The organism is Gemmata sp. (assembly GCF_051859125.1).
In the GTDB taxonomy this organism is placed as follows: domain Bacteria; phylum Planctomycetota; class Planctomycetia; order Gemmatales; family Gemmataceae; genus Gemmata.
The window spans coordinates 19,012-44,337 of record NZ_JBHYGG010000240.1 but is presented as its reverse complement, the minus strand read 5'-3'; the positions used below and the strand labels follow the sequence as shown (position 1 = coordinate 44,337).

General features: G+C 69.1%; 28 protein-coding genes and 1 tRNA gene. 10 read left to right on the top strand and 19 right to left on the bottom strand.

What is annotated here, in order from left to right; translation table 11 throughout:
• Positions 1-54: 54 nt before the first annotated feature.
• The 5 genes from ACTIGN_RS19440 to ACTIGN_RS19420 all read right to left on the bottom strand — a co-directional run bounded on the left by ACTIGN_RS19440 (position 55) and on the right by ACTIGN_RS19420 (position 3,370).
• On the bottom strand, positions 55-600 hold the full coding sequence (locus tag ACTIGN_RS19440; RefSeq protein ID WP_439626839.1) for a transposase: 546 nt from the start codon (positions 598-600) through the stop codon (positions 55-57).
• 25 nt (positions 601-625) lie between these two features.
• Positions 626-1,117 carry a winged helix-turn-helix domain-containing protein gene (locus ACTIGN_RS19435; RefSeq protein WP_439626837.1) on the bottom strand — a complete coding sequence of 164 codons (492 nt, stop codon included), beginning with the start codon at positions 1,115-1,117 and terminating at the stop codon, positions 626-628.
• 50 nt (positions 1,118-1,167) lie between these two features.
• Positions 1,168-1,458: a hypothetical protein gene (locus ACTIGN_RS19430; RefSeq protein WP_439626835.1), complete on the bottom strand. Its 291-nt coding sequence runs from the start codon at positions 1,456-1,458 to the stop codon at positions 1,168-1,170.
• A 70-nt stretch (positions 1,459-1,528) separates the two neighbouring features.
• Positions 1,529-2,152: a hypothetical protein gene (locus ACTIGN_RS19425; protein ID WP_439626833.1), complete on the bottom strand. Its 624-nt coding sequence runs from the start codon at positions 2,150-2,152 to the stop codon at positions 1,529-1,531.
• A gap of 330 nt (positions 2,153-2,482) precedes the next feature.
• Complete coding sequence (locus ACTIGN_RS19420) at positions 2,483-3,370, bottom strand: hypothetical protein (RefSeq protein WP_439626831.1); 888 nt, start codon at positions 3,368-3,370, stop codon at positions 2,483-2,485.
• Between the two features lie 347 nt (positions 3,371-3,717).
• Between ACTIGN_RS19420 and ACTIGN_RS19415 the strand changes: the two genes are divergently transcribed.
• Positions 3,718-4,203 carry a hypothetical protein gene (locus ACTIGN_RS19415; RefSeq protein WP_439626829.1) on the top strand — a complete coding sequence of 162 codons (486 nt, stop codon included), beginning with the start codon at positions 3,718-3,720 and terminating at the stop codon, positions 4,201-4,203.
• A gap of 71 nt (positions 4,204-4,274) precedes the next feature.
• On the opposite strand, the gene ACTIGN_RS19410 is transcribed toward ACTIGN_RS19415, so the two are convergent.
• Positions 4,275-4,526 carry a hypothetical protein gene (locus ACTIGN_RS19410; RefSeq protein ID WP_439626827.1) on the bottom strand — a complete coding sequence of 84 codons (252 nt, stop codon included), beginning with the start codon at positions 4,524-4,526 and terminating at the stop codon, positions 4,275-4,277.
• A gap of 31 nt (positions 4,527-4,557) precedes the next feature.
• A complete protein-coding gene (locus ACTIGN_RS19405) occupies positions 4,558-4,929 on the bottom strand; it encodes a hypothetical protein (RefSeq protein ID WP_439626825.1) in 372 nt (123 codons plus the stop codon).
• Between the two features lie 136 nt (positions 4,930-5,065).
• Here ACTIGN_RS19405 and ACTIGN_RS19400 point away from each other — a divergent pair, with 136 nt between their 5' ends.
• A complete protein-coding gene (locus ACTIGN_RS19400) occupies positions 5,066-6,274 on the top strand; it encodes a tyrosine-type recombinase/integrase (protein WP_439626823.1) in 1,209 nt (402 codons plus the stop codon).
• 135 nt (positions 6,275-6,409) lie between these two features.
• Here the strand turns inward: ACTIGN_RS19400 and ACTIGN_RS19395 are convergent.
• Positions 6,410-6,483 (bottom strand) — tRNA-Arg (locus ACTIGN_RS19395).
• Positions 6,484-6,726: 243 nt separating this feature from the next.
• Between ACTIGN_RS19395 and ACTIGN_RS19390 the strand changes: the two genes are divergently transcribed.
• On the top strand, positions 6,727-7,614 hold the full coding sequence (locus ACTIGN_RS19390; RefSeq protein WP_439626821.1) for a Stp1/IreP family PP2C-type Ser/Thr phosphatase: 888 nt from the start codon (positions 6,727-6,729) through the stop codon (positions 7,612-7,614).
• A 6-nt stretch (positions 7,615-7,620) separates the two neighbouring features.
• On the opposite strand, the gene ACTIGN_RS19385 is transcribed toward ACTIGN_RS19390, so the two are convergent.
• Complete coding sequence (locus tag ACTIGN_RS19385; RefSeq protein WP_439626819.1) at positions 7,621-8,598, bottom strand: ATP-grasp domain-containing protein; 978 nt, start codon at positions 8,596-8,598, stop codon at positions 7,621-7,623.
• A gap of 204 nt (positions 8,599-8,802) precedes the next feature.
• Here ACTIGN_RS19385 and ACTIGN_RS19380 point away from each other — a divergent pair, with 204 nt between their 5' ends.
• The 3 genes from ACTIGN_RS19380 to map all read left to right on the top strand — a co-directional run bounded on the left by ACTIGN_RS19380 (position 8,803) and on the right by map (position 10,938).
• Entirely contained in the window at positions 8,803-9,231 is a 429-nt protein-coding gene (locus ACTIGN_RS19380) for a hypothetical protein (RefSeq protein WP_439626817.1), read from the top strand.
• A 31-nt stretch (positions 9,232-9,262) separates the two neighbouring features.
• The gene (locus ACTIGN_RS19375; protein ID WP_439626815.1) at positions 9,263-9,922 is read left to right on the top strand and encodes an adenylate kinase family protein; all 660 of its coding nucleotides are present in this window, start codon (positions 9,263-9,265) and stop codon (positions 9,920-9,922) included.
• 188 nt (positions 9,923-10,110) lie between these two features.
• A complete protein-coding gene (gene map, locus ACTIGN_RS19370; protein ID WP_439626813.1) occupies positions 10,111-10,938 on the top strand; it encodes a type I methionyl aminopeptidase in 828 nt (275 codons plus the stop codon).
• Positions 10,939-11,150: 212 nt separating this feature from the next.
• Here map and ACTIGN_RS19365 read toward each other — a convergent pair whose 3' ends face one another.
• Positions 11,151-12,356 (bottom strand): iron-containing alcohol dehydrogenase, encoded by a 1,206-nt coding sequence (locus ACTIGN_RS19365; RefSeq protein ID WP_439626811.1) that lies wholly within the window; start codon positions 12,354-12,356, stop codon positions 11,151-11,153.
• Positions 12,357-12,494: 138 nt separating this feature from the next.
• Here ACTIGN_RS19365 and mog point away from each other — a divergent pair, with 138 nt between their 5' ends.
• Complete coding sequence (gene mog, locus ACTIGN_RS19360) at positions 12,495-13,019, top strand: molybdopterin adenylyltransferase (RefSeq protein ID WP_439626809.1); 525 nt, start codon at positions 12,495-12,497, stop codon at positions 13,017-13,019.
• A gap of 31 nt (positions 13,020-13,050) precedes the next feature.
• A complete protein-coding gene (locus tag ACTIGN_RS19355; RefSeq protein ID WP_439626807.1) occupies positions 13,051-13,968 on the top strand; it encodes a prenyltransferase/squalene oxidase repeat-containing protein in 918 nt (305 codons plus the stop codon).
• A gap of 41 nt (positions 13,969-14,009) precedes the next feature.
• On the opposite strand, the gene ACTIGN_RS19350 is transcribed toward ACTIGN_RS19355, so the two are convergent.
• The 7 genes from ACTIGN_RS19350 to ACTIGN_RS19320 all read right to left on the bottom strand — a co-directional run bounded on the left by ACTIGN_RS19350 (position 14,010) and on the right by ACTIGN_RS19320 (position 19,594).
• Positions 14,010-14,504 carry a hypothetical protein gene (locus ACTIGN_RS19350; RefSeq protein WP_439626805.1) on the bottom strand — a complete coding sequence of 165 codons (495 nt, stop codon included), beginning with the start codon at positions 14,502-14,504 and terminating at the stop codon, positions 14,010-14,012.
• Between the two features lie 49 nt (positions 14,505-14,553).
• Positions 14,554-14,799, bottom strand: coding sequence for a hypothetical protein (locus ACTIGN_RS19345; protein WP_439626803.1), 246 nt, complete (start codon positions 14,797-14,799; stop codon positions 14,554-14,556).
• Between the two features lie 58 nt (positions 14,800-14,857).
• Positions 14,858-16,402: a glutamine-hydrolyzing GMP synthase gene (guaA, locus tag ACTIGN_RS19340; RefSeq protein ID WP_439626801.1), complete on the bottom strand. Its 1,545-nt coding sequence runs from the start codon at positions 16,400-16,402 to the stop codon at positions 14,858-14,860.
• Positions 16,403-16,539: 137 nt separating this feature from the next.
• The gene (gene proC / locus ACTIGN_RS19335) at positions 16,540-17,364 is read right to left on the bottom strand and encodes a pyrroline-5-carboxylate reductase (protein ID WP_439626799.1); all 825 of its coding nucleotides are present in this window, start codon (positions 17,362-17,364) and stop codon (positions 16,540-16,542) included.
• Positions 17,365-17,718: 354 nt separating this feature from the next.
• Positions 17,719-17,916 (bottom strand): hypothetical protein, encoded by a 198-nt coding sequence (locus ACTIGN_RS19330; protein ID WP_144945016.1) that lies wholly within the window; start codon positions 17,914-17,916, stop codon positions 17,719-17,721.
• Positions 17,913-18,617: a DUF6677 family protein gene (locus ACTIGN_RS19325; RefSeq protein ID WP_439626797.1), complete on the bottom strand. Its 705-nt coding sequence runs from the start codon at positions 18,615-18,617 to the stop codon at positions 17,913-17,915. The genes ACTIGN_RS19330 and ACTIGN_RS19325 overlap by 4 nt, the downstream gene beginning before the upstream one ends.
• Positions 18,618-18,706: 89 nt before the next feature.
• Positions 18,707-19,594: a hypothetical protein gene (locus ACTIGN_RS19320; protein WP_439626795.1), complete on the bottom strand. Its 888-nt coding sequence runs from the start codon at positions 19,592-19,594 to the stop codon at positions 18,707-18,709.
• 174 nt (positions 19,595-19,768) lie between these two features.
• Here ACTIGN_RS19320 and ACTIGN_RS19315 point away from each other — a divergent pair, with 174 nt between their 5' ends.
• On the top strand, positions 19,769-19,930 hold the full coding sequence (locus ACTIGN_RS19315) for a hypothetical protein (protein ID WP_439626793.1): 162 nt from the start codon (positions 19,769-19,771) through the stop codon (positions 19,928-19,930).
• A 16-nt stretch (positions 19,931-19,946) separates the two neighbouring features.
• Here the strand turns inward: ACTIGN_RS19315 and ACTIGN_RS19310 are convergent, their stop codons facing one another.
• Entirely contained in the window at positions 19,947-20,516 is a 570-nt protein-coding gene (locus tag ACTIGN_RS19310; protein WP_439626791.1) for a peroxiredoxin family protein, read from the bottom strand.
• A gap of 67 nt (positions 20,517-20,583) precedes the next feature.
• Between ACTIGN_RS19310 and ACTIGN_RS19305 the strand changes: the two genes are divergently transcribed.
• The gene (locus ACTIGN_RS19305) at positions 20,584-21,123 is read left to right on the top strand and encodes a hypothetical protein (RefSeq protein WP_439626789.1); all 540 of its coding nucleotides are present in this window, start codon (positions 20,584-20,586) and stop codon (positions 21,121-21,123) included.
• A 208-nt stretch (positions 21,124-21,331) separates the two neighbouring features.
• Here ACTIGN_RS19305 and secA read toward each other — a convergent pair whose 3' ends face one another.
• Positions 21,332-25,252 (bottom strand): preprotein translocase subunit SecA, encoded by a 3,921-nt coding sequence (gene secA / locus ACTIGN_RS19300; RefSeq protein ID WP_439626787.1) that lies wholly within the window; start codon positions 25,250-25,252, stop codon positions 21,332-21,334.
• Between the last annotated feature and the right edge of the window lie 74 nt (positions 25,253-25,326).

Below are 25,326 nucleotides of genomic sequence, written 5' to 3'. Positions count from 1 at the left end.
CCTCCTGGGGGTGGCAACATCGGTCTCATACCAAGTCTGGCTGATCCGTAACCATCAGGCGGCGACGGCCCAGTGGAACCCGACGGCTCCCCCGACAACCGTCGGGTGGTCGGTGAGCCACTGGCACCGTGCGGTCAGCACCTCGGTCAGCTTCGGTAGCGTGTCGAACACCCGGTTGGCCGAACCCTCCCGGATCAGCGGCCAGAGGTGCTCGGCCGGCTGCAACTCGGGCGTGCAACTCGGCTGGCGGTGCAGCACCACGTTGGGCGGCACCTTTAACCCCTTGGCCGTGTGGCCGCCCGAACCGTCCAGAATCACGACCAGCAACTTCCGGCCCTCCGGGTCGGCCCACCCGGCGAAGTCCGCCAGCGCCTGCCCCATGCACTCGGCGTTGGCCTTCGCAAGGACCAGGAACCGGCTCCGCCCGCTCCTGGGGTGGGCGAGCCCGTACACGAACACCGACTCGAACTTGTGCCGCCCGTTGCTCGTCGGTCGCGTCCCCTTCAACGCCCACACCCGCCGGACGATCGGCTTGAGCCCGAGCCGCGCCTCGTCCTCGCACCACAGTTCGACCTCCCGGCTGGGGTGCTTCTGACGCAAGTCGGCCAGCCGCGCTCGCAGGCCGTCAAAGCCACACCCGCTGCTGCTCGGCGGAGGCCGCCTCGGGGTGCCGGGGGCGCGGGACGACCAGCCGGAACCCCAGATCCTTGAGCCACTGCCACCCGGTCTGGGGCCACACCTCCACCCCGAACCGGTCCTTCACGAAGGTCGCGACCTTCGGCCCGCTCCACAGCCCGCCGTCGGGCGGCTCGGCCTGGAGTGCCGCGAACAGCTCGGCCCGTTGCTCGGGCGTCAGCTTGGGGTCGGTCCCGTTGCCCCGACGCCCGTCGGGGAGGGCGTCGGGGCCGTGTGCGTTGTACCGCTTGAGGATGGCCCGCCCCCACGCCGGTGTGAACCCAACCACCTTCGCCGCTTTGGTGGCCGAGAGCGGGTGGTCGGGCCGGGTGACCAGCCACAGCACGTGCCACCGGCTCTTCTCGGCCGCGTCGGTGCAGGTGCGGTAGCGGCGGTCGATCTCCTCGGGCGTCAGGTGCTCAACGACAGGTAGTCGCTTCATGGTGTACCCTCCCACCGTTGGAGAGGGTTACGCATCAGCCGGATTCGGTATCAGTCGATCCGCCACCCGCGGTCGAACAACTCCTCGGCCGAGTCGTAGGCCTCGCGGGGCAGGTCCAGCAGCGCGGCGACCGTGGGCGGCAGGGCGAACAGGTTGGTCCTGAACACGCACGCGGAGAACCCGGTGGCCCCGCACACGGCCCACGCGTCGAACACGACGCCCAGTTCCTCGGCCCCGGCGGCGCGGCGCACCACCGGGAGGAACGGCCACGCGGGCCACAGGGCCGGGGTCGACACGAACAGCACGGTGCGGGTCCGGGCACCGGTCACGGCGGTGGGCATCTCGGGCTCCGGGGGATCTGGGGAGTGGGCCGGACCGCACGCTGCGGCCCGGCGGGGGACGTGACACCCGTCACGCGGTCGCGACGGGCTCGGCGAGCCGCGCGACCTTGAGCCGCAACTCGTCCCGGGCCGCGGCGAGTTCGCCGTCCAGCTTCGACTTCTCGTCGAGCAGGTACTCGGCGTAGCTCTGGACCTTGAACTGGGTGGCCCGGATCCTCTCGGCGGCCCGAATGAGCGTGTCCCCGCGGGTGTCCCCGCCGAACTGGGCCACGGCCCGGCGGTGCTCGTCGACCAGGGCCGCGAGCCCGGACGCCACCGCGTCCCGGACCGACCGGTCCCCCTCGGGGGTGCCCGCGGGGACCGGGAACCGGAGGATCTGGCCGTTGAGCCGCCCGAGCATGGCCTGCACCTGGCCCACGAACGCGGCGTGGCGGATCGGCGTGAAGTAGACCCCGCCCTGCGTGCGCACCGGGAACAGGTCCGCGTGCCGGTCGAACAGCTTCTGGATCACGCGGGTGACGTCGGCCCCGCTGCGGGCGTCGATGGCCCGGTCCAGTTCCTCCTGGGCCAGGGTCGCCAGGCCGGGCAGGTCGCAGGTGACCGTGCCGGTCCGCTTGTCCAGGGTGAGGAGCGTCTCCAGGGTGTACGCGAAGTGGTCCCCGTCCCGGCTCTCGGCCGTGAACTGGAACCTCACGCACGCCTCGTCCTCGGCCACCTGGCGGATGATCCGCTGGTCGCTGAGCTTCTTGCACGCCCGGGTGAACGCGTGCCGCGGGGCGAGTTTCGGGCCACGCCCTCGTCCAACGCGGCGTCGGCCAGGGCGGCCACCAGGGCCGCGTGGGTGACGCTCACCCCGGAACAGGTCCACGAGATCACCTCGCCGAGGAGCCGGGTGCCGGCGGCCACGGGGAACGGTCGGGGAGCGGTCGCGGTCGTCATGGAACGGGCCTCCGTGTGATGTGAGAGTGAAAACGAAGCGACCCGGCGGGCCGCCGGGTCGCGAGCGAACCGCAGTGGGCGGTGCTCAGAGCGAGAGGACGCGGCCGACCGCGTCGCCCGCGGGGTCGAGGGCGGTGACCCGGTGGACCTCGTCGCACACGCCCTCCAGGTCGCCCGGGGCGCTGCCGATCACCAGGGCCACGGCCCGCACCCGGGCCGCCGCCCGCCACTCCAAAAAATGGTTTTGGGTTTCTGGGGAAATGCGGCACTTCGCGTCGGTCAGGATCACCAGATCGGTCTCCCCCGGCGGGGCACCGATCTCCTTGTACATCCGGGGCAGTTCCTGGATCGGCACGTCGAGGTCCGAGCCGCCGCCGATGAACGCCGACAGCCAGTCACACAGGGCGGCCTCGTCCCACCGGCCCGGCGGCAATGCGAGGAGCCGCTCACCACTTCCCCCGGAGAACGCGATGAGCCCGGCCCACCGCCGCTGCTGTCGGGCCACCCACGCCAGCGCCAGGGCGAGGGCCTTGGCGGTGTGCGCCTTGGCCCCCTCCATCGACCCGCTCTCGTCGGTCACGACGAGGATCGGTCCCTTGCCCACGGGCTCGATCGCGTGATGCTCCCGGCACACGGCCTGGCGCTCCACGATGCGGCGCAGGGCGTCGAGTTCCAGGTCCGGGTCCGCGAGCCGGACCAGTTCCGCCGGGAGCAGCCGGCCGACGTCGCCGCCCGGCTCGACGCCCACCACGTCGTCCAGGCCGTGCGTGACCTTCCGCCGCTGCCGGCTCGCGGCGACCCGCCGGAACCGCCCCGCGAGTTCGCTGATCCGCCGGAGCGCCGGGTCGTTGCGGACCCGCTTGTAGAGTTCGGCGATGGCCCGCGGGTCGTTGCTGCCGGGCGAGCCCGGCCCCATCCCCAGGGCCGCGGCCGCGTCGCGGAGTTCCCCCACCTCCGTTCGGGCACCGGTCACGGCCCGGCCCGCGGCCCTTAGTGCCGCCATCTCGTCCGCGAGTCCGTCGCCGCTCTCACCGACGTCGCGCGCCCCGGCCCCCCGCTCGTGTTCCTCCTTTTTAAGCCTGGCGAACTGCTCGGCGAAGTGCCCCGCGGCGATCGCGGCGGCGGTGTCGTCGAGCCGGGTGGCCGAGTTGTCGGGCGAGTCGTTGGCCCTGGTACGCCGGAGTGTCGGGTTCCACGCCGAGCACCACGAGGCGGCGGGCGAGTTCAGGAAACCAGTTTCCCAAATTCAGGCCGAAACTCAACACGACCTGACCCACAGTACGAATCCGGGCGACAACCCTAACCCCGGAGGACCGTGCCTTGACCGACCTAACCGCCCTGGTCTCGCAGATTTCCGCCGCACACACCGAACTGACCCACGCCGTCCGCCACACGCTGACCCGTGCAAAGGCACTCGGGGAACTGCTGGACACGGCGAAGAAGTCGTTCAAGCGGCGGGGGCAGTTCAACGAGTGGGTGGAGGCGAACTTCCCTTTCGGCTCCCGCACGGCGACTAACTACATGGTGGTAGCTCGGGACTGGGACAAGTTCGAGGCCGACAACCTCGTGAACCTGACGCTGCCGGAGTTCCTGGCGAGCGTGCGGAACGGGAAGAAGACCGGCAAGAAGAACGACGAGGCCACGGGCAAGGACAAGGTGACCAGGAAGCCGAAGGCGGGCGGCCTGACGCTGAAGGCGGCCATCGTCCTGGAGGCGGCCGGGCGGCTGGGCGTTCAGGGCGACGTGTTGGCCCTGCTGGAGGAACTGGGGGTTCCGGTGGACAAGGTGGAGTTGATGGCGGCGTGAGAACGACCTTCACGATGCCCCGGAACACGACCTTCACGATGCCCTGCTGCGACTCGTGAAGTGAACGACCTTCACGATGCCCCGGCTGATCCACCGACGCCGGGGCCGTTCTCGCTACTGATTGGAGGTGTCGCCCTTCGCCCCTTGTTGTCCGACCGGAGGCGGAAGTTCCCGGGCGAGTGGGTGTCGTTCCACTCGATCTTCTTCCCGCAAGAGTCGCAGATGTACCAGTCGTTGTCCTTGCTCGGGTAGCGGGTAAAGGTCACGTCGTACTTCGCCTTGCAGTGCGGGCACTCGTAGCTTCCTTCGTGTGTACTGAACATGGTTCGGCCCTCTTGGTGTTATTCGAGTCCTTCACAGGCAGAAGACTTTCCGCACCCACGCATCGTTCTTGAACGGCCCGTGAACCGACTGGTAGCAGCCCTTCCCGTCGGGGATGGCCCGGTCAAGATCGGTCGTCACCCAAGTGACGTCGCACATCACCCGCTTCTCCACCACCTTCACGTCGGTGATGATCCCGAGGTGCAGTATCGTGATGCTCCCGTCCGGGTTCTTTCCGCCGGAGTTCCGTTTGATGGCGATGCGGTCGCCCACCTCCATCTGCTTCGCTCGCTTCTTCTGCGGCCCGCTCTGGAACCCGAGAATCCATATCCCCCGCTTCACCCACTTCTGGTCCTGGAAATCGACCCCGCCCCACGACGCCCCCACCACCCAGTAGTTGCTCACGGTCGCCCCCGTTGCTGAGACGTTCTGCCAGTCCCTTCATCTTACCCGGAGCGTCCGGAATTGAAATTGACCACGGGCAGAATGTTGGTAAGAATTCTGGTGTCCCGACCGATGGTTTAAAACGCGAGGGCATCCCGTGGGACGCAAGGCCAAGTACCAGTTCACGATTCAGGGCGGGAAGATCGTCGGGTACAACTTCAAGGCGAACAAAGGGCACTTCACGGCGGTGTTCAAGCACCCCACGGAGGACGAGAAGTACGTCCAGCACAGCACCGGCGTGGAGGTTCCGAAGGGGTGGCAGCCGTGGAAGGACGTTCCCGCCGACATTCACACGGAGGTGGCGAAGGCGGTGGTGAAGTGGTACTCGCCCACGCTGCCCCCGGACCCGAAGACGGCGACGTGGGAAGCGGCGATGAAAGACCTGGAGGAGCACGAGCACCTTCGGCCCCGGGCGTGGGAGGTGTACGTCAGCATCTTGAACGTCTTCCGGGCGACGATTCCGGGCAGCACGGGGCCGGGCGACGTGACGCTGGAGACCGCCAAGCAGTTCAAGAAGCTGTACTCCACTACGCCGTTCAAACGCTCCACGAAGGACGACGCCAAGGGGTACAAGCGGTCCCCGAAGACCGTCGAGAACTCGCTCCGCAGGCTCAGCGGCTTGTGGGAGAAGCTGACCCCGAAGTACGTCTCTTCGAACCCGTGGGAACTGATCGACCGGCCGACCGTCCCGGACATGCAGCCAGTCGTACCCACCGAGGACGACGTGGACAACTTCTTCAAGTGGCTCGACGCCCGGTACCCCGAGTGGAACCTGCCCCGGCTCTTCGTGGAGGTGAAGGCCCTGTCTGGGTGTCGGTTGAACGACCTCTGCCAGATCAAGAGCGACCAGCTTGACCCGACCGCCCACACGCTGACGATCCGCCCGGACCAGGACAAGACCCACAGGGAACGCACGATCCCGCTCCCGGCCGACCTGTCCGCCAAGCTGAACGAGGTGAAGGGCGAAACGTACCTCTGGGAACGGTACCTGGAGGACTCGAAGAAGTGGCGGCCCGGGACCAGGAGCAAGTTCCGGGAGCAGTTCGAGCCGAAGCTCATGTACCACGGGATGCAGAACATCTTCCGGGAGTACGCCGAGCAGGGGGGTAAGCTCCGCTCTCACGGTCTCCGGAAGCGGGCAATCACGCTGATGACGCTGGCGACCCAGAACGTGGACCAGACGGCGGCGGCCATCGGCGTTTCGGCCCAGACCGCCCGGAAGCACTACCTGGAAGCGAAGCGGGCGTTCGACGGGGCGGAACTTCTCAAGAAAATGGCGGACGTACTGCGGCCGAAGGGGGGCTGAAGGTACAGGTACCAACGAACCGGGCACCAGAGAGGTACAATCCCTTCTAGTGCCCGAGGTACAAACCGGTGGTATTTCTGGTGCCTTTCTAGTGCCCTTCAGCCCTCACTTCTTCGCAAACCCTTGTGTTTCTAGTACACCCAAGAGGAGTCGAACCTCTAACCTTCGGTTCCGTAGACCGATGCTCTATCCAGTTGAGCTATGGGTGCGTTGCCGGTGATACCACCGCGACAGGGGGAATTCTAGTTGGTCCCGGCTGCGATTCAACCGCAGCCTGCACATTTCGCGGTAGACTCGACGGCGCGCTCGCGTTTGAGTGAGTGTAGGGGCCGCGGGTCCGGGCGGCACCCGGTTGGCACCAGTTCGCGCCCGTGTCCGTAAAATTACCGCCCCGCCGGCCCCGGCCGGAGCGCCCGACGTCCGAACCACCCGAGTGGCGGCGACCCATGAGCATGACCGACACCGAACCGGAACTTCCCCGGTACAGCCCAATGCCGCCCGCCAACCCGCCCCAGCCGTTCGTCGTTCGCAGCCACGGTGACTCCGACCCCGGGCGGGTCCGCGCGTCGAACGAGGACCACTTCGTCATCATGGAGTTGGCCCGGACCATGTACGTCCACGGGACCAACATCCACCAGGCCAAGGCCCAGTACAGCCACCACCGGGGGCACATCTTCATCGTCGCCGACGGCATGGGCGGGCACCGGGCCGGCGAGGTCGCCAGCGCCCTCACCGTCATGACCATCGAGGGGTTCCTCCTCAACACCCTCAACCGGTTCACCAACCTGCAGGCGACCGAAGAGCACGTCGTGATGCAGGAGTTCCAGTCGGCCGTGTTCCAGGCCGACGCCAAGATCTTCGAGGAGGCCGCCCGGCACCCCGAGTTGCTCGGCATGGGGACCACCCTTACGATGGCCCTCGCCGTCGAGTGGCAACTGTTCGTCGCGCACGCCGGCGACAGCCGCGCGTACCTGTTCTCGAAGGACCGGCTCCAGCAACTCACCCACGACCACACCCTCGTGGCCGAGATGGTCCGCGACGGCAAGCTGTCCGCCACCGAGGCGACGCACCACCCGTCCCGGCACGTCGTCACGAACGTCCTCGGCGGCGCGGAGCCCGGGGTCCGCGTCGAGATGCACCGCCTCGCCCTCGAACCCGACGACCTGCTCATCATGTGCTCCGACGGCCTCACCGAGATGGTCCCCGACGAGCGGATCGCCGCGGTCATCCGCGAGGAGCGCGAGCCGCACAAGGTGTGCGAGCGGCTCGTCGCCGAGGCCAACGAGAACGGCGGCCGCGACAACGTCACCGTCGTCGTCGCCACCTTCCACACGTCCTGACGTTCGCTACGCAGTCGCCACGCTCCCGTCGGGGCCGAACCGAACCCGCCCCGGCTTCCACCGCAGCGGTCCCCGCACCTCCCCCGCGGCGGCCGCCAGCAGTGCTTCTCCCAGGTTGAAGTCCGCCAGTTCCCGCAGCCCCACGTACGACGTCGTGAGCCGGGGGTTGATCTCGATGGCGAAGTCGCGCGAGCCGTCGGCCGCGTCGCCGAGCACCAGATCGACGCCGACGTACCCCAGCAACCCCGGCACGCAACTCACCGCCCGCTGAGCGAGGCGCGTCGCGCGTTCCGCCAGATCGGCGGGGACCGGCACCTCGCCGCCGAGGTACCGGAACCGGTCGTCGGCCGAGAGGAGTTGGAACGCCGGGAGGAGCTGCACGGTCCCCGCGGGGCCGCACAGGAACGCGACGCTCGCCGCCCGCCCCGGCACGAACTCTTGAAGAATCATCGGGCCGGCGTACGCTTCCGCCGCGAGCTTCGCTTTTGCGCTGGCGAGGGCGAAGTGCGAGTCGAGCCGGAACGTGGAGGTCGAACCGGCCCCGTCGCGGGGCTTCCACACCACGGGGAACGGCTCGCACCGCGTCGGCTCGCGGTCGGTGGTCGCGGGCGTCCGCACGCCGCGGTCGCGCCAGTGGGCCGCGAGCGCGAGCTTGTCCGAGCAGAGTTGGATCGCGGAGAGCGACGGGCCGAGCAAGCGGCCGCCGTGCTCCACCACGCGCCGCGCGAGCCGCAGGAGTTCGCCGCCGCACTCGGGGGCGATCACGAGCGACCAGTCCGACGCACCGACCGCGTCCGCGAACTGCCGCGGCTCGGTCGGTGCCGCATCGGGGAGGAACCACACCTCGACGCCCGGCACGCGGCCGAGGTCGGCGACCACGGCGTCGCGCATGGCGCGGCCCTCGCGGAACATGCCGTGCCCGGGCGACGCCGGGTCGCGGCCGGCGCCGGTCGCGGTCAGGGACTCGTAGACGAACACGCGCATCGTCGGCTCCAGAACGACCCGGCGGGGCACCTCGGGCGGTGGTATCAATTAGATGAGGTCGGCCGGCCGATCGCCGCCGCGGAATGCCGCTCGGTGGTCACGCGAGTCCCGTCCCGATCCGATGACGTTGGGCGGCGGTCCGTCAGTCGAAACTTTGTGCGTGTGGGGCGGGAAATGGATCAGAGGGCGCGCCGGGGCATGTGGATGGTCGTGGCCGTGATTGCGGCGACCGCCGTGACCGAGTTGGTCATCACCGCGGTGAAGCTAGAACGGGGCCGGTTCAAAGGGTCGGACGTGTCGCGGTTCCTCTTCACGGCGTGGCTGTTCACGTCGGTCTGGTCCGGTCGCGCGTGGGCTCGGTGGCTCCTGGTTGGGCTGTCCCTCCTGACCGCCGCGCTGTCGTTGGTGGCCGTGGCCCTCATCGCCACCGGGAGGCTGGCGACCGGAACCCCAACGTTCGCGAGCCTGCTATTCCTGGGCCTCGGCGCACTGACGGGTGCCATGGGGCTCGCGCTCGCGTCCAGGTGGGTTGGTGCGTTCCAGGCGGCTCAGCGCCGAACGGTCGCGGACGACACCTGCGAGGCTGCTGCCCTTGTGAAACCGTTCCGGTCCCCGGAGAATACCCGCCTGTGACGGACCGGGTGGCCGCACTCGTGGGGCGCTCATGCGAATCGTGTTGGTCGGCCCGCCGGGCAGCGGGAAGGGCACCCAGGCCGAGCGGCTCGTCGCCGCGTTCGGGCTCGCGTACATCGGCACCGGGGTCATGCTCCGCGACGCCATCGCCCGCGGCACCGACGCCGGCCGCCTCATCGAGCCGCTACTCAAGCAGGGCCGGTACGCGCCGGACCCACTCGTGAACGAGGCCGTCGCCGAGTTGTTCCGCGGCCCGGGGAGGCCGGCGTGCTTCGTCACCGACGGCTACCCGCGGACGTACTCGCAGGCGGTCGCGTTCGACGCGCTCCTCAAGCAGCAGTACCTGTCCCTCGACGCGGTCGTGAACCTCGTGGTGCCCGACGACGAGGTCGTGCGGCGCATCAGCGGGCGGCGGTGCTGCCCGAACCCGGCGTGCGGTGCGTGCTTCCACCTGGCGTTCCGGCCCCCTCAGGTCGCGGACCGGTGCGACCGGTGCGGCGGACCCCTGGTCACCCGCGACGACGACCGCGAGGACACGGTCCGCCGCCGGCTCGCGGTGTACCACGAAAACACCGGCGGGCTCCTGGCCCACTACCGCAAGCAGAAGCTCGTGCGCGACGTCGACGCGACCGCGGCGGCCGACGCGGTGTTCGAGGGCGTCATCGCGGCCATCAGCTGTCGCGCGGCGTAGGGCGGCGCGCACCGCGAGTGGGATCGGGCGAACCCTGAGCGCCAGCGAGGGGGTAGACGCCACCCCCTCGCTGGCACTCAGGGTTCGCCAAAATCCACCGGGATCGCCCTCGGCCGACTTCGCTCCCCTCACTGCACCTTCACGTTCGTATAATTCCGCAATCCGAGTCCCACTCCGCGAAGTTACCGATGCTCCGAGCGAACAACAACCGCCCTCCCGAACTGAAGTCGGCCCGCGAACTCCTCATGATGCGCGAGTCGGGCAAGCTCGTCGCCCGCGCCCTCCGCATCTGCCGCGACATGGCCAGGCCCGGCGTCAAGACCATCGAGATCGACCAGGCCGTCGAGGCGTTCTACACGAAGCACAACGCGGTGCCGCTGTTCAAGGGGTACCCCGGCAAGACGCCGTTCCCGGCCGTCACCTGCCTGAGCGTCAACGAGCAGGTCGTCCACGGCGTCCCCGGGCAGCGGGTGCTGAAGGAGGGGGACCTGCTGAAGGTCGACACCGCGTGCCGGCTCGACGGCTGGTGCGCCGACCGGGCGATCACCCTTCCCATTGGCACCGTGTCGCCCGAGAAGGCCCGGCTGCTCCGCGTCGGCCAGGAGACGCTGCAAATCGCCATCGACCTGCTCCCGAAGCGGCGGTGGTGGAGCGAGGTCGCCAGTGCGATGCAGCGGCACGTCGAGTCGGCCGGGTTCAGTGTCGTCACCGCCTACGTCGGCCACGGCATCGGCCGCACGATGCACGAGAACCCGCAGGTGCCGAACTACGTGGACCGCGAGACGCGCAAGACCGACTTTCGCCTCGAACCCGGTCTGACGCTGGCGATCGAGCCGATGGTGAACATGCGCCGCGCGGAGGTGGACACGCTCGGCGACAACTGGACCGTCGTGACCCGCGACCGGATGCCGAGCGTCCACGTTGAGCACACGCTGGCCCTCACGGCGCAGGGCGTGCAGATCATCACCGCCGACGAGGGCGCGTTCGACGACGAACCCGCCGAGCAAAAGGCGTGAAGACGAAGAGTGTTGATCCGCAGATTACGCAGATGGACGCAGATTGAAAGACGAGGAGTGTTGATCCACAGAGGACACAGATTTTCAGACAGCAAACCCAGCAGAGAAGTTCGAGATGAGATTCCGAACCGCGGTGCGCCGCTCTGCCCTCTGACTTCTGATATCTGTCTTGAAATCTGTGTCCTCTGTGAATCGATCTCTTTTTGTCGTGGTCACCACGCGGCCTTGTAGATGTCGAGGATCTCGCCCTCGTTCTGCGGCATTCTCGGGTTCACCCGCATCAACCGCTTGATCGCGAACGCCTTCGCCGCGAACCCCGGCAGCATTTCTTCCGTCACGCCCAGGTCGCGGAGCCGCGTCGGGATGCCGATGTCCTCGCGGAGTTGCTCGACCTCGCGGATCGCGCCATCAGCCAGTTCGGCCAGGCCGTTCCCCTGGATCTTGCCGAGGAACACGCCGATCTGTGCGGTTTGGTCGATGCGCTTGGGCACGTTGAACCGCATCACGAACGGCAGCAGCAGCCCGTTGCCGGCCCCGTGCGAGACGTGGACCGCTCCGCCCACGGGGTACTCCATCGCGTGGACCAGCGCCACGCCCGCGTTCGAGAACGCCAGCCCGCCGAGCGTCGCGGCCAGCGCCATGCCGTCGCGGGCTTCCAGGTCGCTGCCGTCCTTCACCGCCCGCCGCAGGAACCGCCCGACGAGCCGGATCGCTTCCGCGGCCATCATGTCGGCCATCGGGTTCCTGCCCTGGTACACGCTCCTCTCGCCGCTCGGCAGCGGGAAGGCGTCGTTGTCCACGGCGCAGAACGCTTCGATGGCGTGCGTCAGCGCGTCGATGCCCGAGTCGGCGGTCACCTTCGGGGGGCACGTCACGGTGAACAGCGGGTCGACGATCGCGAAGTTCGGCCGCAGGAACGGGCTGAGGCACGACACCTTGATGTGGTTCGCGGTGTCGGTGAACACCGCCGCCGGCGACACCTCCGAGCCGGTGCCGGCCGTCGTCGGGATGCAGATGAGCGGAACGACCGGGCCGGGGACGCGGCAGTCGCCGGGGTAGTCGAGCGGGTCGCCGCCGTGCGCGAGGATCATCGCGACCAGCTTGGCCGTGTCGATGTTGCTGCCGCCGCCGAGGCCGATCACGACGTCCGGCTTGCACGCCCGCGCCGCCGCCACGCACTCGCGGACCAGCTCGACGCCCGGCTCGGGCGTGACGCTGTCGAACGCCTCGAACGCCACCCCCGCGGCCGCGAGCGGCTCCGTCGTCTGCGCGAGCAGCCCGGCCCGAACCAGAATCGCGTCGGTGACGATGAACGCCCGCTTCGCCTTCAAGCGATCGCACGCATCAGCGAGGTGGTGCCGCACGGCGTGCCGGCCGAAGAACAGCGTGCCCGCGGAGGAGAAGGACCAGGTGCGCATCGGGGGGCCGGGGTCGGGATTCGGGAGCCAGAAAGACGGCAGCGGTATCGCTGTGGGGCAGTATAATCGGCCCGTGGCAGCGAGGCACTTGCGGTTTGTGTCTTCCCCGGACTCCCGTTTCCAGGCACCCGACTCCTTATGAGAATCGGCATCCTCACCATCTCCGACCGGGCCAGCCGCGGCGAGTACGCGGACAAGGGCGGCCCCGCCATTGTCGAGTTCCTCCGCGAGGCTCTGAGCTGCGACTGGCAGCCGCACGCGCTCATCATCCCCGACGAGCAGGACCAGATCGAGGCGACGCTGAAGGCGCTGTGCGACGACGAAGGGTGCTGTCTGGTGGTGACCACCGGCGGCACCGGCCCGGCGAAGCGCGACGTCACGCCAGAGGCGACCGTCGCGGTGTGCGAGAAGGTGCTCCCGGGGTTCGGCGAACTGATGCGGAGCGTGTCGCTGAAGTCGGTGCCGACCGCGATCCTCTCGCGGCAGACGGCCGGCGTCCGCGGCTCGTCGCTGATCGTGAACCTCCCCGGCAAGCCGGCGGCGATCCGCGAGTGCCTGCTCGCGGTGCTCCCCGCGATCCCGTACTGCGTCGACCTGATCGGCGGGCCGTACCTCACCACCAACGACGCCGTCGTGAAGGCGTTCCGGCCGAAGGCTTCCTGACCACGGCGCGCCTGCAACAAGGGAGTGCGACATGCGATTGTCAGTTGCGTTGCTGTTGGCGTTCGTGCCGTCCGTTGCGCTCGCACAGACCCAGCAAGTCGACGACGCGGTCAAGGCGAAGCTCGCGACGGTGAAGTGGGTGTACGGACTCGAAGACCCGGTCGGCGGGTTCCACGTCGCGCCGCACGACCCGAAGAGCGACGCGGTTCGCAAGCCGAGCCTGCGGGCGACGAGCGCCGCGGTGCGGGCGCTCAAGTATTCCGGGGCCGAGGTGCCGAACGCCGAGCGGCACGCGGCGTTCGTGCTGAAGTGCTACGACCCGGCCACGGGCGGGTTCGCGGAGCCCGGCGGCAAGCCGGACGTGACGCTCACCAGCGTCGGCGTGATGGCGGCCGCCGAACTCGGCATCCCGCACGACAAGTACCCCAAGGCGCTGGAGTTCCTGAAGGCGAACGCGAAGACGTTCGAGGACGTGCGGATCGGCGCGGCCGCGGTCGAGGCGTGGGGCGTGAAGGACTGCCCGTTCGACCTCGCCGACTGGCAGGCGCTCGCCGCCGGGGACGTGAACCCGAAGCTCCCGGCCCCGAACAACGGCGGCGCGCGGTTCGTGGGCTCGTACACCGCGTTCATGCTCCGGCTCGGGCTCCAGAAGGGGAACGACTCGAAGCCCGCGGCGCTAGCCGCCGTGCTCGACCGCGGCCAGCTCCCCGACGGCGGGTGGAACAAGGAGGGCGAGAAGGCGTCGGACGTCGAGACGACGTACCGGGTCATGCGGGCGTACATGCTGCTGAACGTGAAGCCGAAGGACGCCGCCGCGGTGCGCACGTTCCTCGCGGCGCACCGCAACGCCGACGGCGGCTACGGCACCGTGCCGGGCGGCCCGTCGAACGTGGGCGGGACGTACTACGCGGTGACGATCTCGAAGTGGCTCGACGCGATGGGGAAGTGAACCCGCCGGCCCACCGGTCGCGACCGGTGGGCCGGCCGCACTCACGCCACGGGCGCGTTCTTGGCGACGCGGGCCTGGACGAACGAGTTGATGCACAGCGCCAGGAAGAACAGCGAGGCCAGCGTCATCATCCACCCGACGCGCACCGCGGCCTCGGCGATGTCGTTGTGCCGGAGCATCACCGGGACCAGACCGCCGAGCGTGCCGAGGAGCCCGGCCATCGCGCCGAGGTGCATCGCGTGCTTGCGGGCGTTCGGGGCGGCGATCGAGACGATCCCCACCAGGAGGATCACCGCGCCGATGGCCGCCGGGGCCAGGCTGGTCGGCGAGTGCGGGGCCGGGGCCTCGCGGACGACCTGCTCGTTGGCGTCCACGACGACCTGCCCATTGTTCATCACCTCTTTCCCCGAGCCGATCAGCTCGGGGGCCATGTAGGCGAACAGCCCGAGCGCGACCAGCGTGGTCCCGAACAGGACCGCCATCGTGGGCATCGTGGACGACGGGGACTCGACGGGTGCGGGAGAAGGCATGGACATGAAGTGGCTCCTTGGGGCGACACTGAGGTCGGACGCGGCCACTTGATTATTACGATGCTTCGGCCATAACCGCCAGCAGATGTTTCACGAGTTCGTCCGATCCGTGCAGTTCGACCGCCCAGGCGTCGGAAAACACGTCGAACAACTCCGCCCCGACCCGGAACCGCAGGAACCCCATCGGCAGCGGCACCTCCAGCTCGAACTCGTCCTCGGGGTACGCGCCGGCCCGTGCGAGCGCCTCAAGGAGCCGCCCCTGCGTCTCGTAGTCCTCGCGGGCACAGATCGCGGCACGCATGGGGCACCCGCTCCGCGGCGCAGCTAAAGGAGATCGCACTCCGCACTCCACATTCGAGTCACTCCCACTCGATGGTCGCGGGGGGCTTGCTGGAGATGTCGTACACGACGCGGTTGATGCCCTTCACCTTGTTGATGATGGCGGTGGCGACGCGGGCGAGGAGGTCTTCGGGGAGCCGGGACCAGTCGGCGGTCATGAAGTCGTCGGTCTGCACGCACCGCAGGCAGATCGCGTTCTCGTAGGTGCGGCCGTCGCCCATCACGCCCACCGACTGCACCGGGAGCAGCACGGCGAACGCCTGCGACGTCTTCTTGTACCAGTCCGACTTGTGAAGCTCTTCGAGGAAGATCGTGTCGGCCCGGCGGAGCGTCGCGAGCTTCGCCTCGGTCACCTCGCCCAGGCACCGCACCGCCAGCCCCGGCCCGGGGAACGGGTGCCGCCCCACCACCTTCTCGGGCAGCCCGAGGTCGAGCCCGATGCGGCGCACCTCGTCCTTGAACAGGTCGCGGAGCGGCTCGACGAGGTCGAACCCGAGTTCCGCCGGCAGCCCGCCCACGTTGTGGTGCAGCTTGATCGTCGCCGCCGGGCCGTCCAGCGACCCGCCGCTCTCGATCACGTCGGGGTAAAGCGTCCCCTGGGCGAGGAACTTCGCGTCGGCGATGCTCTTCGCCTCGTGCTTGAACACGTCGATGAACACCTTGCCGATGACCTTCCGCTTCGCCTGCGGGTCGGTGACACCGGCGAGTTCCGAGAGGAACCGGTCCTTCGCGTCGACCACGTGCAGGTCGGCCTTGAACCAGTCGCGGAACGTGTGCCGCACCACCTCGGTCTCGCCCTCGCGCATCAGGCCGTTGTCGACGTAGATGCACGCGACCTGCGGGCCGATGGCCTTGAGGAGCAGGGCGGCGCACACGCTCGAATCGACCCCGCCGGACAGCCCGCAGATCACCCGGTTCTTGCCGACCGTCGCGCGGATGCCCGCGACCGTGTCGTCGATGAACGCCTGCATCTTCCACTGGCCGGTGCAGCCGCACACGTCGCGGAGGAAGTTCGCGAGCACCTGCCCGCCGTGCGGCGTGTGCGCCACTTCGGGGTGGAACTGGAGCCCGAAGATCGGCCGGGTGCGGTGCTTCACGGCCGCGTTCGGGCACGTGTCGGTCGAGGCGAGAGCGACGAACTCGCCGGCCGCGTCCTGCACCTGGTCCCCGTGGCTCATCCACACGGTCGACTCGGGCGGGTACGCGCGGAACAGCGAGTTCGCGTCGGTGACGGTGAGCGTGGCCCGGCCGTACTCGCGGGTGTGGCTCCCGCCGCCGACCTTCCCGCCCAGCGCCTGACACGCCAGTTGCATCCCGTAGCAGATGCCGAGGACCGGGATGCCGAGGTCGAAGATCTTCGGGTCGCAGTGCGGCGCGCCCGGCTCGTACACGCTCGCCGGCCCGCCCGAGAGGATGATCCCCTTGGGGTTCAGCGCCTTGATCCGCTCGGCCGACAGGTCGTGCCGGACGATCTGGCAGAAGACGTTCTGCTCGCGAACGCGCCGGGCGATCAACTGCCCGAATTGCGAGCCGAAGTCGAGGATCAGTACCTGTTCTTGTGTCATGGTTGTCGCGCCAAAGAACTAACCACAGAGTCACAGATAGGACGGAGGGAAGGAGCACGGAGCAACAGCGGAATTCATTGTTCACTCGGTGTTCGGCTTCTCTCTGTGCCCTCTGTGGCTCTGTGGTTAATCATGCTTTACTTCCCTAGATCCTGTGAGCGCTTCGTGGCGGCTTCGACGGCGTCCATCGCGGCGGCGCGGAAGCCGGCCCGTTCGAGTGCGTGCAACCCGGCGATGGTCGTGCCGCCCGGGCTGGCGACCGCGTCCTTCAGTGCCCCCGGGTGCAGGCCGGTTTGCAGGACCATCTGCGCGGCCCCGAGGACCGTTTGCGCCGCGAGTGCCTGCGCCACGTCGCGGGGCAGGCCCATGCGCACGCCGCCGTCGGCGAGCGCCTCGATGAACACGTACACGAACGCCGGACCGCTGCCGCTCAGGCCGGTGACCGCGTCGAGCTGCGGCTCGGAGACGCGGACCGCCTTGCCGACCGCCCCGAACAGCGCGGCCACGAGTTCGACGTGCGCCGCGGTCGCGTTCGGCCCCGGGGTGTAGCCCGAGGCGCTCGCGCCGACGAGGCACGGCGTGTTCGGCATCACCCGCACGACCGGCACGCCGGCCCCGAGGCCGTCGGCGAGCGCCTTGAGCGTGACGCCGGCCGCTATCGAGATCACGAGCCGGCCCGCGGGGACCGCGTCGCGGACCTCGGCGAGGAGCGCCGGCATCATCTGCGGCTTCACCGCCAGCACGAGAACGTCACACGCGGCCGCGACCTCGCGGTTCGACGCGGTCGCCCTCACGCCGGTGGCGGCCTGGAACTTGTCGCGGGCCGCAACGTACGGGTCGGAGGCCACTGAACGGGCCACGTCGAGCAGCCCGGCGCTCGTCCAGCCGCCCGCGAGGGCGGTGGCCATCTGCCCCGCCCCCAGAAAGCCGACGGACACAGCAGTGGCTCGATCCCCAGCCATCCCATCACCCCGCGTGGAATGCGAAAGGGGAATTGTACGACACGAACGGGCTTTGGAGCCGAGTTGCGAGAAGTGGGGGCGAGAGTCGGCTCGTCGCGCGGCGGGCCGACCGCTACAATCCCCATTCCGATACCGAAGCAACCACACTCGGGAGATGAGTTATGGGCATTCAGCACGCACCGAAGAGCCAGCGGAACGCCTCGAAGAAGCGCCGCAAGGCCCGCAAGCACAAGCTCCGCAGCACGAAGAAGTACAAGTCCTGAGCCGGCACCGGTGAGCCAACAACGCATCAGGCACGCTCCGTGTGCCGTTCCGCTAACCACGCGAACGGCACACGGAGCGTGCCTGCTACCGTTACAGGTACGTCGAGAGCAGGTACAGGGTCAGACCGATGCCGACCAGGAACATCGCGATGCGGACGCCCCAGCCGAACGCCTCGGAGAGGATGCGGTCCCAGCGGTCGTGCCGGGTCGCGGCGTAGACGAAACTGACGATCACCAGCAGGACCGGCAGGTCCCAGTAGATGCTGACGGCGAACAGGGCGGGAATCACGTCGCACCCCCTTGAGGCGGGCCGTCCGGCGGACTGGTGGCGACGACCGGGGCCACGGGTTCGGGCGGCGGACTCGCGGCCACCAGCGGCTTCGGGCTCTCCGGATCCAGAGGCTTGCCCGCGGCCTGTTCCTCCAGCCACTTCGGCGGGTCGCGGAACATCGGCCCGGCGAGCGCGTCGTAGATCACGAGCAGGTTCAGCACGCCGGCGATCACGGTGTACACCCAGCCCAGGTCCCACCGCTTCGAGGCGTTCCGCTGCAACTCGTTCAGTTGCTCCTCGGTCGGCGACCGCTGGAACTTCTTGAAAGGCGGCGGCCCCTCGTCCTTGGTGCGGTCGAACTTGATGTACTGGTACACGGCCGGCCACGCGGCGGTGCCGATGAAGAACTGCGCGACGAATTGCGGGCGGTACGAGACCGCCTTGGGGACGCCCTCGAGCCGCTGGTTGAGGACGACCACGTCGGGCAGGTCGTGCGTGTCGGGGAGCCAGACGTTCCGCCACTGGCCCATCCACATGCCGTAAAAGAACAGCGTGTAGAGCCCGGCGAAGAACAGCAGCCCCTTGCCGACGCGGCCCTGGTAGATCTGGCCCAGGCCGGGCACCAGGTAGCTGAAGAGGGCGGCCAGCGGGTCGAGTTTGACCGGGGGTAGCGGCAGTTCGAGGGGCTCGGTGGTCGTTTTTGGGGAAGCCAAAGCCATTGGTGCGGGCCACCCGGAGAGCGGACGCGGTCGTGACAGAAACCACTTCCCGATCGATTCGGGGAGACGGGCATTATATTGCCGCACGCTCACCGGGGCCAAGGAAGCTCCTGGGGAAGCTCGATCCACCCGTGAATCTGGGCGACCTTTGCCGCCGTGTAGGCCAGCAGCCCGAGCCCCGCGAGGCCGAACAGCGACTTCACGAACCCGGACCGCAGCACCCGGCCGGGGAACCCGAGCAGGCCGAGCCCCCAGTTCACGAAGCCGTTGAACACCACGAGCGGCCACAAAACCGCCGGGACGTCCGCGTCTCGCGGTCCGGTGGCCGGCTCTTCGGGAGCAGGTGCTGGGGCGGGTGCCGGTGCCGACTTCGGCGCGAGTACGCGGGCGCTCGACGCGGGCATCGGCAGAGGAAGGGGCACGGGCTTCGGAGACGCGGCCGGGGCTGTGGCCGCCTTCGCAACAACGGGTTGCGGCGGCGCAACGGGCTCGCGCTTCGGCTGCGGGGGCGGAACCACCGGTGCGGGCGGCGGCTCCGGGGGAGCGACCTTCGCGACCGGCGTTGGTGCTGGTACGGGCGGCGTCTCGACGAGCAACCGCGGGGCCGCCACGGGTGCGGGCGGCGGTTCAGGAGCCGGAGCCGGGCGCGTCGGTTCAACGAGCAACCGCGGGGGCTGCACGATCGGCGTGGGGGCCGGTGGTGGCGGCTCGGGGCGGCGGAACAGCTGTGCGGGGACCGGGGCCGGCGCGGCGGGTGCGGGCGACGCGGCCGGGAACGACTGCGGCAGTGGCGGCGCGTACACCGTCAGGTTCGGCACGGGGGCCGGGGCCGGCGTCGGGAAGTTGGGCGGGGGCGTCGGCGCGTGCGGCTCCGTCGGCGGCGAGATCGGCAGGGACAGCATGCGCTGGAGGAGCGCGTCGAGTTCGTCGAGCTGCTGGCGGGTCAGGTCGTTGGGGCTGGTCTGAGCGGTCGCCATGTGAATCCTTCCGCGGCCGGCATCCTGCCTGTGCGGCGAGAGTCCTCGCGCTGTGGCGAGTATAAAATCGGCCCCACCGGGAAAAAAGGGCAACACCGGCACGCGCCGGCGGGCTACGCTGCGGGGACAAGTCCGGACCGCGGGCCCGGCCCGTGATCGTGAGAGGAGTAGCCGATGTTGTTCGCCGGCATCGACTGGGACCAGGTGATGATGCAGGGGCTGATCGGCGGCGTGGTCGGGGGCGTGATCGGCCTCGTCGCGTACCTGTTCAAGAGGGTCAAGGGCGACGGCAAGCCCAAGTCCGACGGCCCCAGCACGGGCAAGCGGAACTGGTGACGGGCCGCGTCCCTTGTCACTTCCCGGGGAGCGCCGCGAGCACCTCGGCCGCGCTCGCTCGGTCGCCGTGACCGGTGCTCACCTTCGCGAACGCGACCTTCCGGGTGCCGTCGACCACGAACGTTGCGGGGTACGCCGTCTCGCCGCCCGCGTCCCAGCGGAGCCCGTAGGCGGTCGTGAACGCGTAGTCCGGGTCGAGCAGGACGCGGAAGTGCGCCGGGTAGTCCTCGCCCCGCACGAACGCGGCGGCCTGCTCCTTCAACCCGTCGGCCGGCCCCGGGTACACGAAACAGACCTGTGCACCGGCCCTCGCGAACGCGCCCGCCTTGCGGCGGAACTCGGCGAACTGCGCGGTGCAGACCGGGCACTGGTAGCCGGGGTTGCCGCGGAGGACGACCAGCACCACCGGTCCCTTCTCGGCGAGTGCCGAGAGCTTCACCTGCTCCCCGCCGAGGTCGGCCAGCCCGAAGTCCCTCGCCTCGTCGCCGACCTTCGGGCCGACGTCGCGGGGCCGCGGGCCGGACGCATGGCAGCCCGCTACGAGTGCGACTGCCAGAACGCCGAAGCACGCGAAGCGGTGTACCATGAGCGCTCCCCCAACGAAAACTCGTGCGGTGACCGTGCGTTGATTCAGATAGGGAGTATGCCGGGCGATGGCAGACGCAACGCAAGAGCGGCTCGCACTCACGCGGCGGATCAACCGGCTGGCGTTCGCCGAGTACGCGTCCGTCGGGTGGTTCAAGGCCACGACCCTCGGCGACCTCCTTGTGTACGCCGCCGGCCCCGAGGAAGAGGTGGTTCGCGAGTACGACCGCGATCCGCACGACCCGGCCCGCGACCGCGACGTGATCCGCGTGTTCCTCGGCGAGTGGCTGGTGTGCCACCACCCCGAGAGCATGGGTACCTACGCCCTGGAAGCGGAGCCGTTCCGCCGCATTGACCGGGCCGAAGCGCTGGAGGCGGTTGACGGGATCATCGCGGCGAGCATCGATGCCGGAGGCGAGATCGGCGGGTGCCTCGACTGGCTCACTCCGGTCAGCGAGGCGGACGCGGCCGACGTGCCGTATTCGCGCCTTGAGGAGTGGTTCGCGGCGCTGTTCGGCGGCGACAGCCGGTTCTACCTCCGCGACGACGGCGGCCCGTGGGTCGTCGGCCTCGCGCCGGACGTGCTGGGAATGCTGTGGATGGAGTAGGGCAGGGTGGGGGTTCGAGCGGGCGGAAGAAAGTATCCGGCACACGGAGTGCGCCGGATACTTTCTTCCGCCTGTCCTGATTTCGGAGCGTTGGGCGTCCCGGCCTCGCCAACCGGCTACGGTGGCTCAGTTTGCGGGCCGGTGGCGGGGCGCGGCCACAAGGGAGCGGGTGGGGCTGTTCCACTCCCTTGCGGTCCGCCGGGTCACGTCACTTCTTGCCGGCCTCCATCTTCATGTGGCAGTTCTTGTACTTCTTCCCGCTGCCGCAGTGGCACGGGTCGTTGCGGCCGACGCGGGCACCGACGTTGCGGATCGGCTCGACCTTCTTCGGTTCGCCGCTGGCGGCGTTCGTCTGCATCTGGGCGGCGCTCTCCTGGGCCTGCCGGGCCTGGACCGCCGACAGCGCCGCGGCGTGCGACTCGCGTGCCCCGGCCCACAGCGCGGCCTGGGCCTCCTCGTCGCCCATCTCCTCCATGCGGAACACCGACTCGGTGATGCGGTCGCGGATGCCCGCCCACATCGCGTCGAACTCCTTCATGCCCTCGCGCTTGAAGACGATCTTGTAGTCCTCCTGCGCGTAGCCGGCGAGCCGCGCGCCGGACTTCAGGTTGTCCATCACCAGCAGGTGCGACTTCCACGCGCTGTCGAGTTGCTCCAGCAGCAGCGACCGCTCCGTCGAGTGCATCTCGGGCCGGTACTTCTTGTCGTAGGCGTTCAGGAGCGTGTCGCGGGCCGCCTCGGCGGTCATCCCGGTGACCTTCGCCGGGTCGAGGGTCAGCCCGAGTTCGGTCCGCGCCCACTCGGTCAGCTCCTTTGCGTCCTCGGCCTCGGCCACCTTCGCGCCGCTGAACACCTCGGTCACCTTCGCGGCGACCTCGTCGAGGTCGGCGGTCGGTACCGCCTTGGGGGCGATCTCCAGGAGCTTCTCGCGGAGCTTGCTCCGCGGCTCGGTGCGGACGAACTCCTCGGTGAACCCCTCGGCCTCGACGGCCTCGAACGCGGCCGCGAAAAACCCGGACTCGCCGGCCAGCGCGTCCGGCCCGGCGGTCTTCAGCGCCAGCACGGTCCCGAGCCGCTGGGCCGCCCACTTGTAGAGCCCGTCGCGGTCGTACCGCTGGCCCCCGCCCTGCACGGCCTTGTCGGCCATGAAGTTCTGCATCGCCACGCGGACCGGGAACTCGACGTCCTTCTCGCGGTACGCGAGCCGGATCCTCTGGTAGAGGAAGTCGTGGAGGGCCGCGCCGGACCGGCTCGCGATCTCCTCGACCGTGAGCTTCACGCCGAACTTCTGCCGCATCCAGTCGGCGAGCGCCTCGGCCCCGTAGGTGGGGGTGAGGTACCGCGCGCCCTCGGCCAGGTCCACGGCCTTCATCGCCGCGACGCCCCGGGCGACCAGGTACTCGGTGATCTTGTCCGGGTCGATCTTCTTGAGTTCCTTCTCGGTGAACTTGAACCCGTACTTGGCGTTCACCGCCCGGCACAGCTCGCTCCACGACCAGTCCTTCGGGTCCTCGTCCGGGTTCAGGCTGGCCTCGACGAGCTCCTGGATCTTGGTCGGCACCTCGTTGACGGCCTTCTCGACGGCCCCCTTGCTGGCGTCGTCGTACCCGCCGCGGAAGTCGCGGGCGTCGAACGGCATCCCGAGGCGGTTCCCGGCGAACTCGGCGAAGCTGGCCGGGCCGTAGTCGGTGTCGAGGAACTGGTCGGCGACCTTGGCGACCTGGCCCTTGATCATCCCGAGGATCTCGGCCCGCGGGTTCTTCCCGTCCAGGACGTCCTGGCGGGCGCGGTAGATCCGCTTCCGCTGGTGGTCCATCACCTCGTCCTCCTCGAGCAGGCTCTTGCGGCTCTCGAAGTGCCACTCCTCGACCTTCTTCTGGGCCTTCTCGATGCGGCGGGTGACCATGCCCGACTCGATGGCCTCGCCCTCCTGCATGCCCAGCCGCGTGAGGACGCCGCTCACCCACTCGCCGGCGAACATTCGCATCAGGTCGTCCTGCAGCGACAGGTAGAACCGCGACGAGCCGGGGTCGCCCTGGCGGCCGGCCCGGCCGCGGAGCTGGTTGTCGATGCGGCGGCTGTCGTGCCGCTCGGTGCCGACGATGTGGAGCCCGCCCATCTCGGCGACCCGCCGCCCCTCCTCCCGCATCTTCTCCTTGGTCTCGATCTCACTGACCGTCTTGGTCCACACGTCGTTGGGCACCTCGAGCCGCGTCGGGTACAGCGGGCGGCCGTCGGCGTCCTTGAGCTGCTTGAGCCGCGCCCACGCGAGGGTCTCGGGGTTGCCGCCGAGGATGATGTCGGTGCCGCGGCCGGCCATGTTCGTGCTGATGGTGACCGCCGAGATCCGGCCAGCCTGGGCGACGATCTCGGCCTCGCGGCCGACGTTCTCCGGCTTGGCGTTGAGCAGCTCGTGCTTGATCCCGCGGCGCTTGAGCATCCCCGAGAGCTTCTCGCTCTTGTCGACGTCCTTGGTGCCGATGAGCACCGGCCGGCCGCTCTTGTGGGTCTCCTCGACCTCGTTGAGCACCGCGTCCCACTTCTCCTTGTCGGTCCGGTACACGAGGTCCCGGTGCTCGATGCGGAGCATCGGCTTGTTGGTCGGGACGCGGACCACGTCGAGCTTGTAGATCTTCCAGAACTCGGCCTCTTCGGTCTTCGCGGTCCCGGTCATGCCGCCGAGCTTCTGGTACAGCTTGAAGAAGTTCTGCAGCGTGACCGTGGCCATCGTCTGCGTTTCCTGCTTGATCTGCACCCCGTCCTTAATGTGCTTGGCCTCGACCGCTTGGTGCAGCCCGTCGGACCACTGGCGGCCGTACATGGCGCGGCCGGTGTGGCTGTCGATGATGACGATGCTGAGCTCGTTGTTCTCGCGCGCGTCGCGGTCGATCATGTAGTCGCGGTCGCGGTGGTACAGGTGGTGCGCCTTCAGCGAGTTGTCGATGAGGTGCGGCCACTCCATGTTCCCGGCCGTGTAGAAGCTCTCGACGCCGGCGAGCTTCTCGGCCTCGCGGACCCCCGCGTCCGTGAGGTGGCAGGTCCGCTCCTTCTCCTTGATCTCGAAGTACACGCCCTTGGGGGGCGGGTCGGCCGGGTCCACGCGGGCCGGGTCGATCGGCCCGAGGGTCGTGAGGCCGTCGCCCTCGGTGCCGGTGGCCTTCACCCGCGTCCCCTGCGCGACCAGGTCCTTGCGGGCCTTGCGCTCCATCTCGGTGAGCGCCCGGGCGACCTTGTCGGCCTCGGCGAACCGCTTGGCGTCCGAGAACGCCGGGCCGCTGATGATGAGCGGGGTCCGGGCCTCGTCGATGAGGATGTTGTCCACCTCGTCGATGATGGCGTAGTGGTGGCTCCGCTGGACCTGCCGGTAGTACGGGTGGAACCCCTCGTCGTCGAACCGCGCGGTCTTCATGTTGTCGCGGAGGTAGTCGAACCCGAACTCGCTGCTGGTGCCGTAGGTGATGTCGCACTCGTAGGCGGCCCGGCGGCGCTCCGGGTCGATGTCCGACTGGATGAACGCGGCCGACACGCCCAGCGCGTTGTAGATGGGGAGCATCCACTCGCAGTCGCGGCGGGCCAGGTAGTCGTTGACGGTGACGACGTGGACCCCCTTCCCGGTGATCGCGTTGAGGTACGCCGGGAGGGTGGCGACGAGCGTCTTGCCCTCTCCGGTGACCATCTCGGCGATCGCGCCGAGGCCGCTCCCGTACCCGTGCAGGATGGCCCCGCCGACCATCTGCGTGTCGTAGTGCCGCATCCCCTTGGTGCGGCGGCCGGCCTCGCGGCACGCGGCGAACGCCTCGGGGAGCAATTTGTCGAGCGTCTCGCCATTGTTGAGCCGCTCGCGGAACTTGACGGTCTGGGCCTTCAACTCGTCGTCCGAGAGCGCCTTCATCTTGTCTTCGAGGGCGTTGATCTTGTGCAGCACGGACCCGGGCGTGACGGTGTGAACCTGCGCCCCCTTGGGCCGGTAGAACCCGAGGGACTTGGCCGTCCGCTCGTCGGCCGACCCGCCCATCGCCCGCGAGAGCAGGCCGACGCACCCCTCGACGAAGGAGTTGAACGAGTCGCCGAGCTTCTCGAAGAACCCGGACTCCATGTTCGTCTTCGCCACCTGGGTCGCGGTCGCCATGATTCCGTCCTCCTGCCGATAACCCGGGGCGCAGAAGCACCTCCGGCCGCGCCGGGTCAAGAAGTTCACTCTAA

What these genes read in the sequence shown, in the direction of transcription:
- guaA (WP_439626801.1), bottom strand. Translation starts at nt 16,402, where the DNA reads ATGACACAAGAACAGGTACTGATCCTCGACTTCGGCTCGCAATTCGGG.
- ACTIGN_RS19390 (WP_439626821.1), top strand. Translation starts at nt 6,727, where the DNA reads ATGACCGACACCGAACCGGAACTTCCCCGGTACAGCCCAATGCCGCCC.
- ACTIGN_RS19355 (WP_439626807.1), top strand. Translation starts at nt 13,051, where the DNA reads ATGCGATTGTCAGTTGCGTTGCTGTTGGCGTTCGTGCCGTCCGTTGCG.
- ACTIGN_RS19435 (WP_439626837.1), bottom strand. Translation starts at nt 1,117, where the DNA reads ATGAAGCGACTACCTGTCGTTGAGCACCTGACGCCCGAGGAGATCGAC.
- ACTIGN_RS19410 (WP_439626827.1), bottom strand. Translation starts at nt 4,526, where the DNA reads ATGTTCAGTACACACGAAGGAAGCTACGAGTGCCCGCACTGCAAGGCG.
- ACTIGN_RS19385 (WP_439626819.1), bottom strand. Translation starts at nt 8,598, where the DNA reads ATGCGCGTGTTCGTCTACGAGTCCCTGACCGCGACCGGCGCCGGCCGC.
- map (WP_439626813.1), top strand. Translation starts at nt 10,111, where the DNA reads ATGCTCCGAGCGAACAACAACCGCCCTCCCGAACTGAAGTCGGCCCGC.
- ACTIGN_RS19380 (WP_439626817.1), top strand. Translation starts at nt 8,803, where the DNA reads ATGGTCGTGGCCGTGATTGCGGCGACCGCCGTGACCGAGTTGGTCATC.
- proC (WP_439626799.1), bottom strand. Translation starts at nt 17,364, where the DNA reads ATGGCTGGGGATCGAGCCACTGCTGTGTCCGTCGGCTTTCTGGGGGCG.
- ACTIGN_RS19315 (WP_439626793.1), top strand. Translation starts at nt 19,769, where the DNA reads ATGTTGTTCGCCGGCATCGACTGGGACCAGGTGATGATGCAGGGGCTG.
- ACTIGN_RS19365 (WP_439626811.1), bottom strand. Translation starts at nt 12,356, where the DNA reads ATGCGCACCTGGTCCTTCTCCTCCGCGGGCACGCTGTTCTTCGGCCGG.
- ACTIGN_RS19325 (WP_439626797.1), bottom strand. Translation starts at nt 18,617, where the DNA reads ATGGCTTTGGCTTCCCCAAAAACGACCACCGAGCCCCTCGAACTGCCG.
- ACTIGN_RS19375 (WP_439626815.1), top strand. Translation starts at nt 9,263, where the DNA reads ATGCGAATCGTGTTGGTCGGCCCGCCGGGCAGCGGGAAGGGCACCCAG.
- ACTIGN_RS19310 (WP_439626791.1), bottom strand. Translation starts at nt 20,516, where the DNA reads ATGGTACACCGCTTCGCGTGCTTCGGCGTTCTGGCAGTCGCACTCGTA.
- mog (WP_439626809.1), top strand. Translation starts at nt 12,495, where the DNA reads ATGAGAATCGGCATCCTCACCATCTCCGACCGGGCCAGCCGCGGCGAG.
- ACTIGN_RS19320 (WP_439626795.1), bottom strand. Translation starts at nt 19,594, where the DNA reads ATGGCGACCGCTCAGACCAGCCCCAACGACCTGACCCGCCAGCAGCTC.
- ACTIGN_RS19305 (WP_439626789.1), top strand. Translation starts at nt 20,584, where the DNA reads ATGGCAGACGCAACGCAAGAGCGGCTCGCACTCACGCGGCGGATCAAC.
- ACTIGN_RS19345 (WP_439626803.1), bottom strand. Translation starts at nt 14,799, where the DNA reads ATGCGTGCCGCGATCTGTGCCCGCGAGGACTACGAGACGCAGGGGCGG.
- ACTIGN_RS19350 (WP_439626805.1), bottom strand. Translation starts at nt 14,504, where the DNA reads ATGTCCATGCCTTCTCCCGCACCCGTCGAGTCCCCGTCGTCCACGATG.
- secA (WP_439626787.1), bottom strand. Translation starts at nt 25,252, where the DNA reads ATGGCGACCGCGACCCAGGTGGCGAAGACGAACATGGAGTCCGGGTTC.
- ACTIGN_RS19430 (WP_439626835.1), bottom strand. Translation starts at nt 1,458, where the DNA reads ATGCCCACCGCCGTGACCGGTGCCCGGACCCGCACCGTGCTGTTCGTG.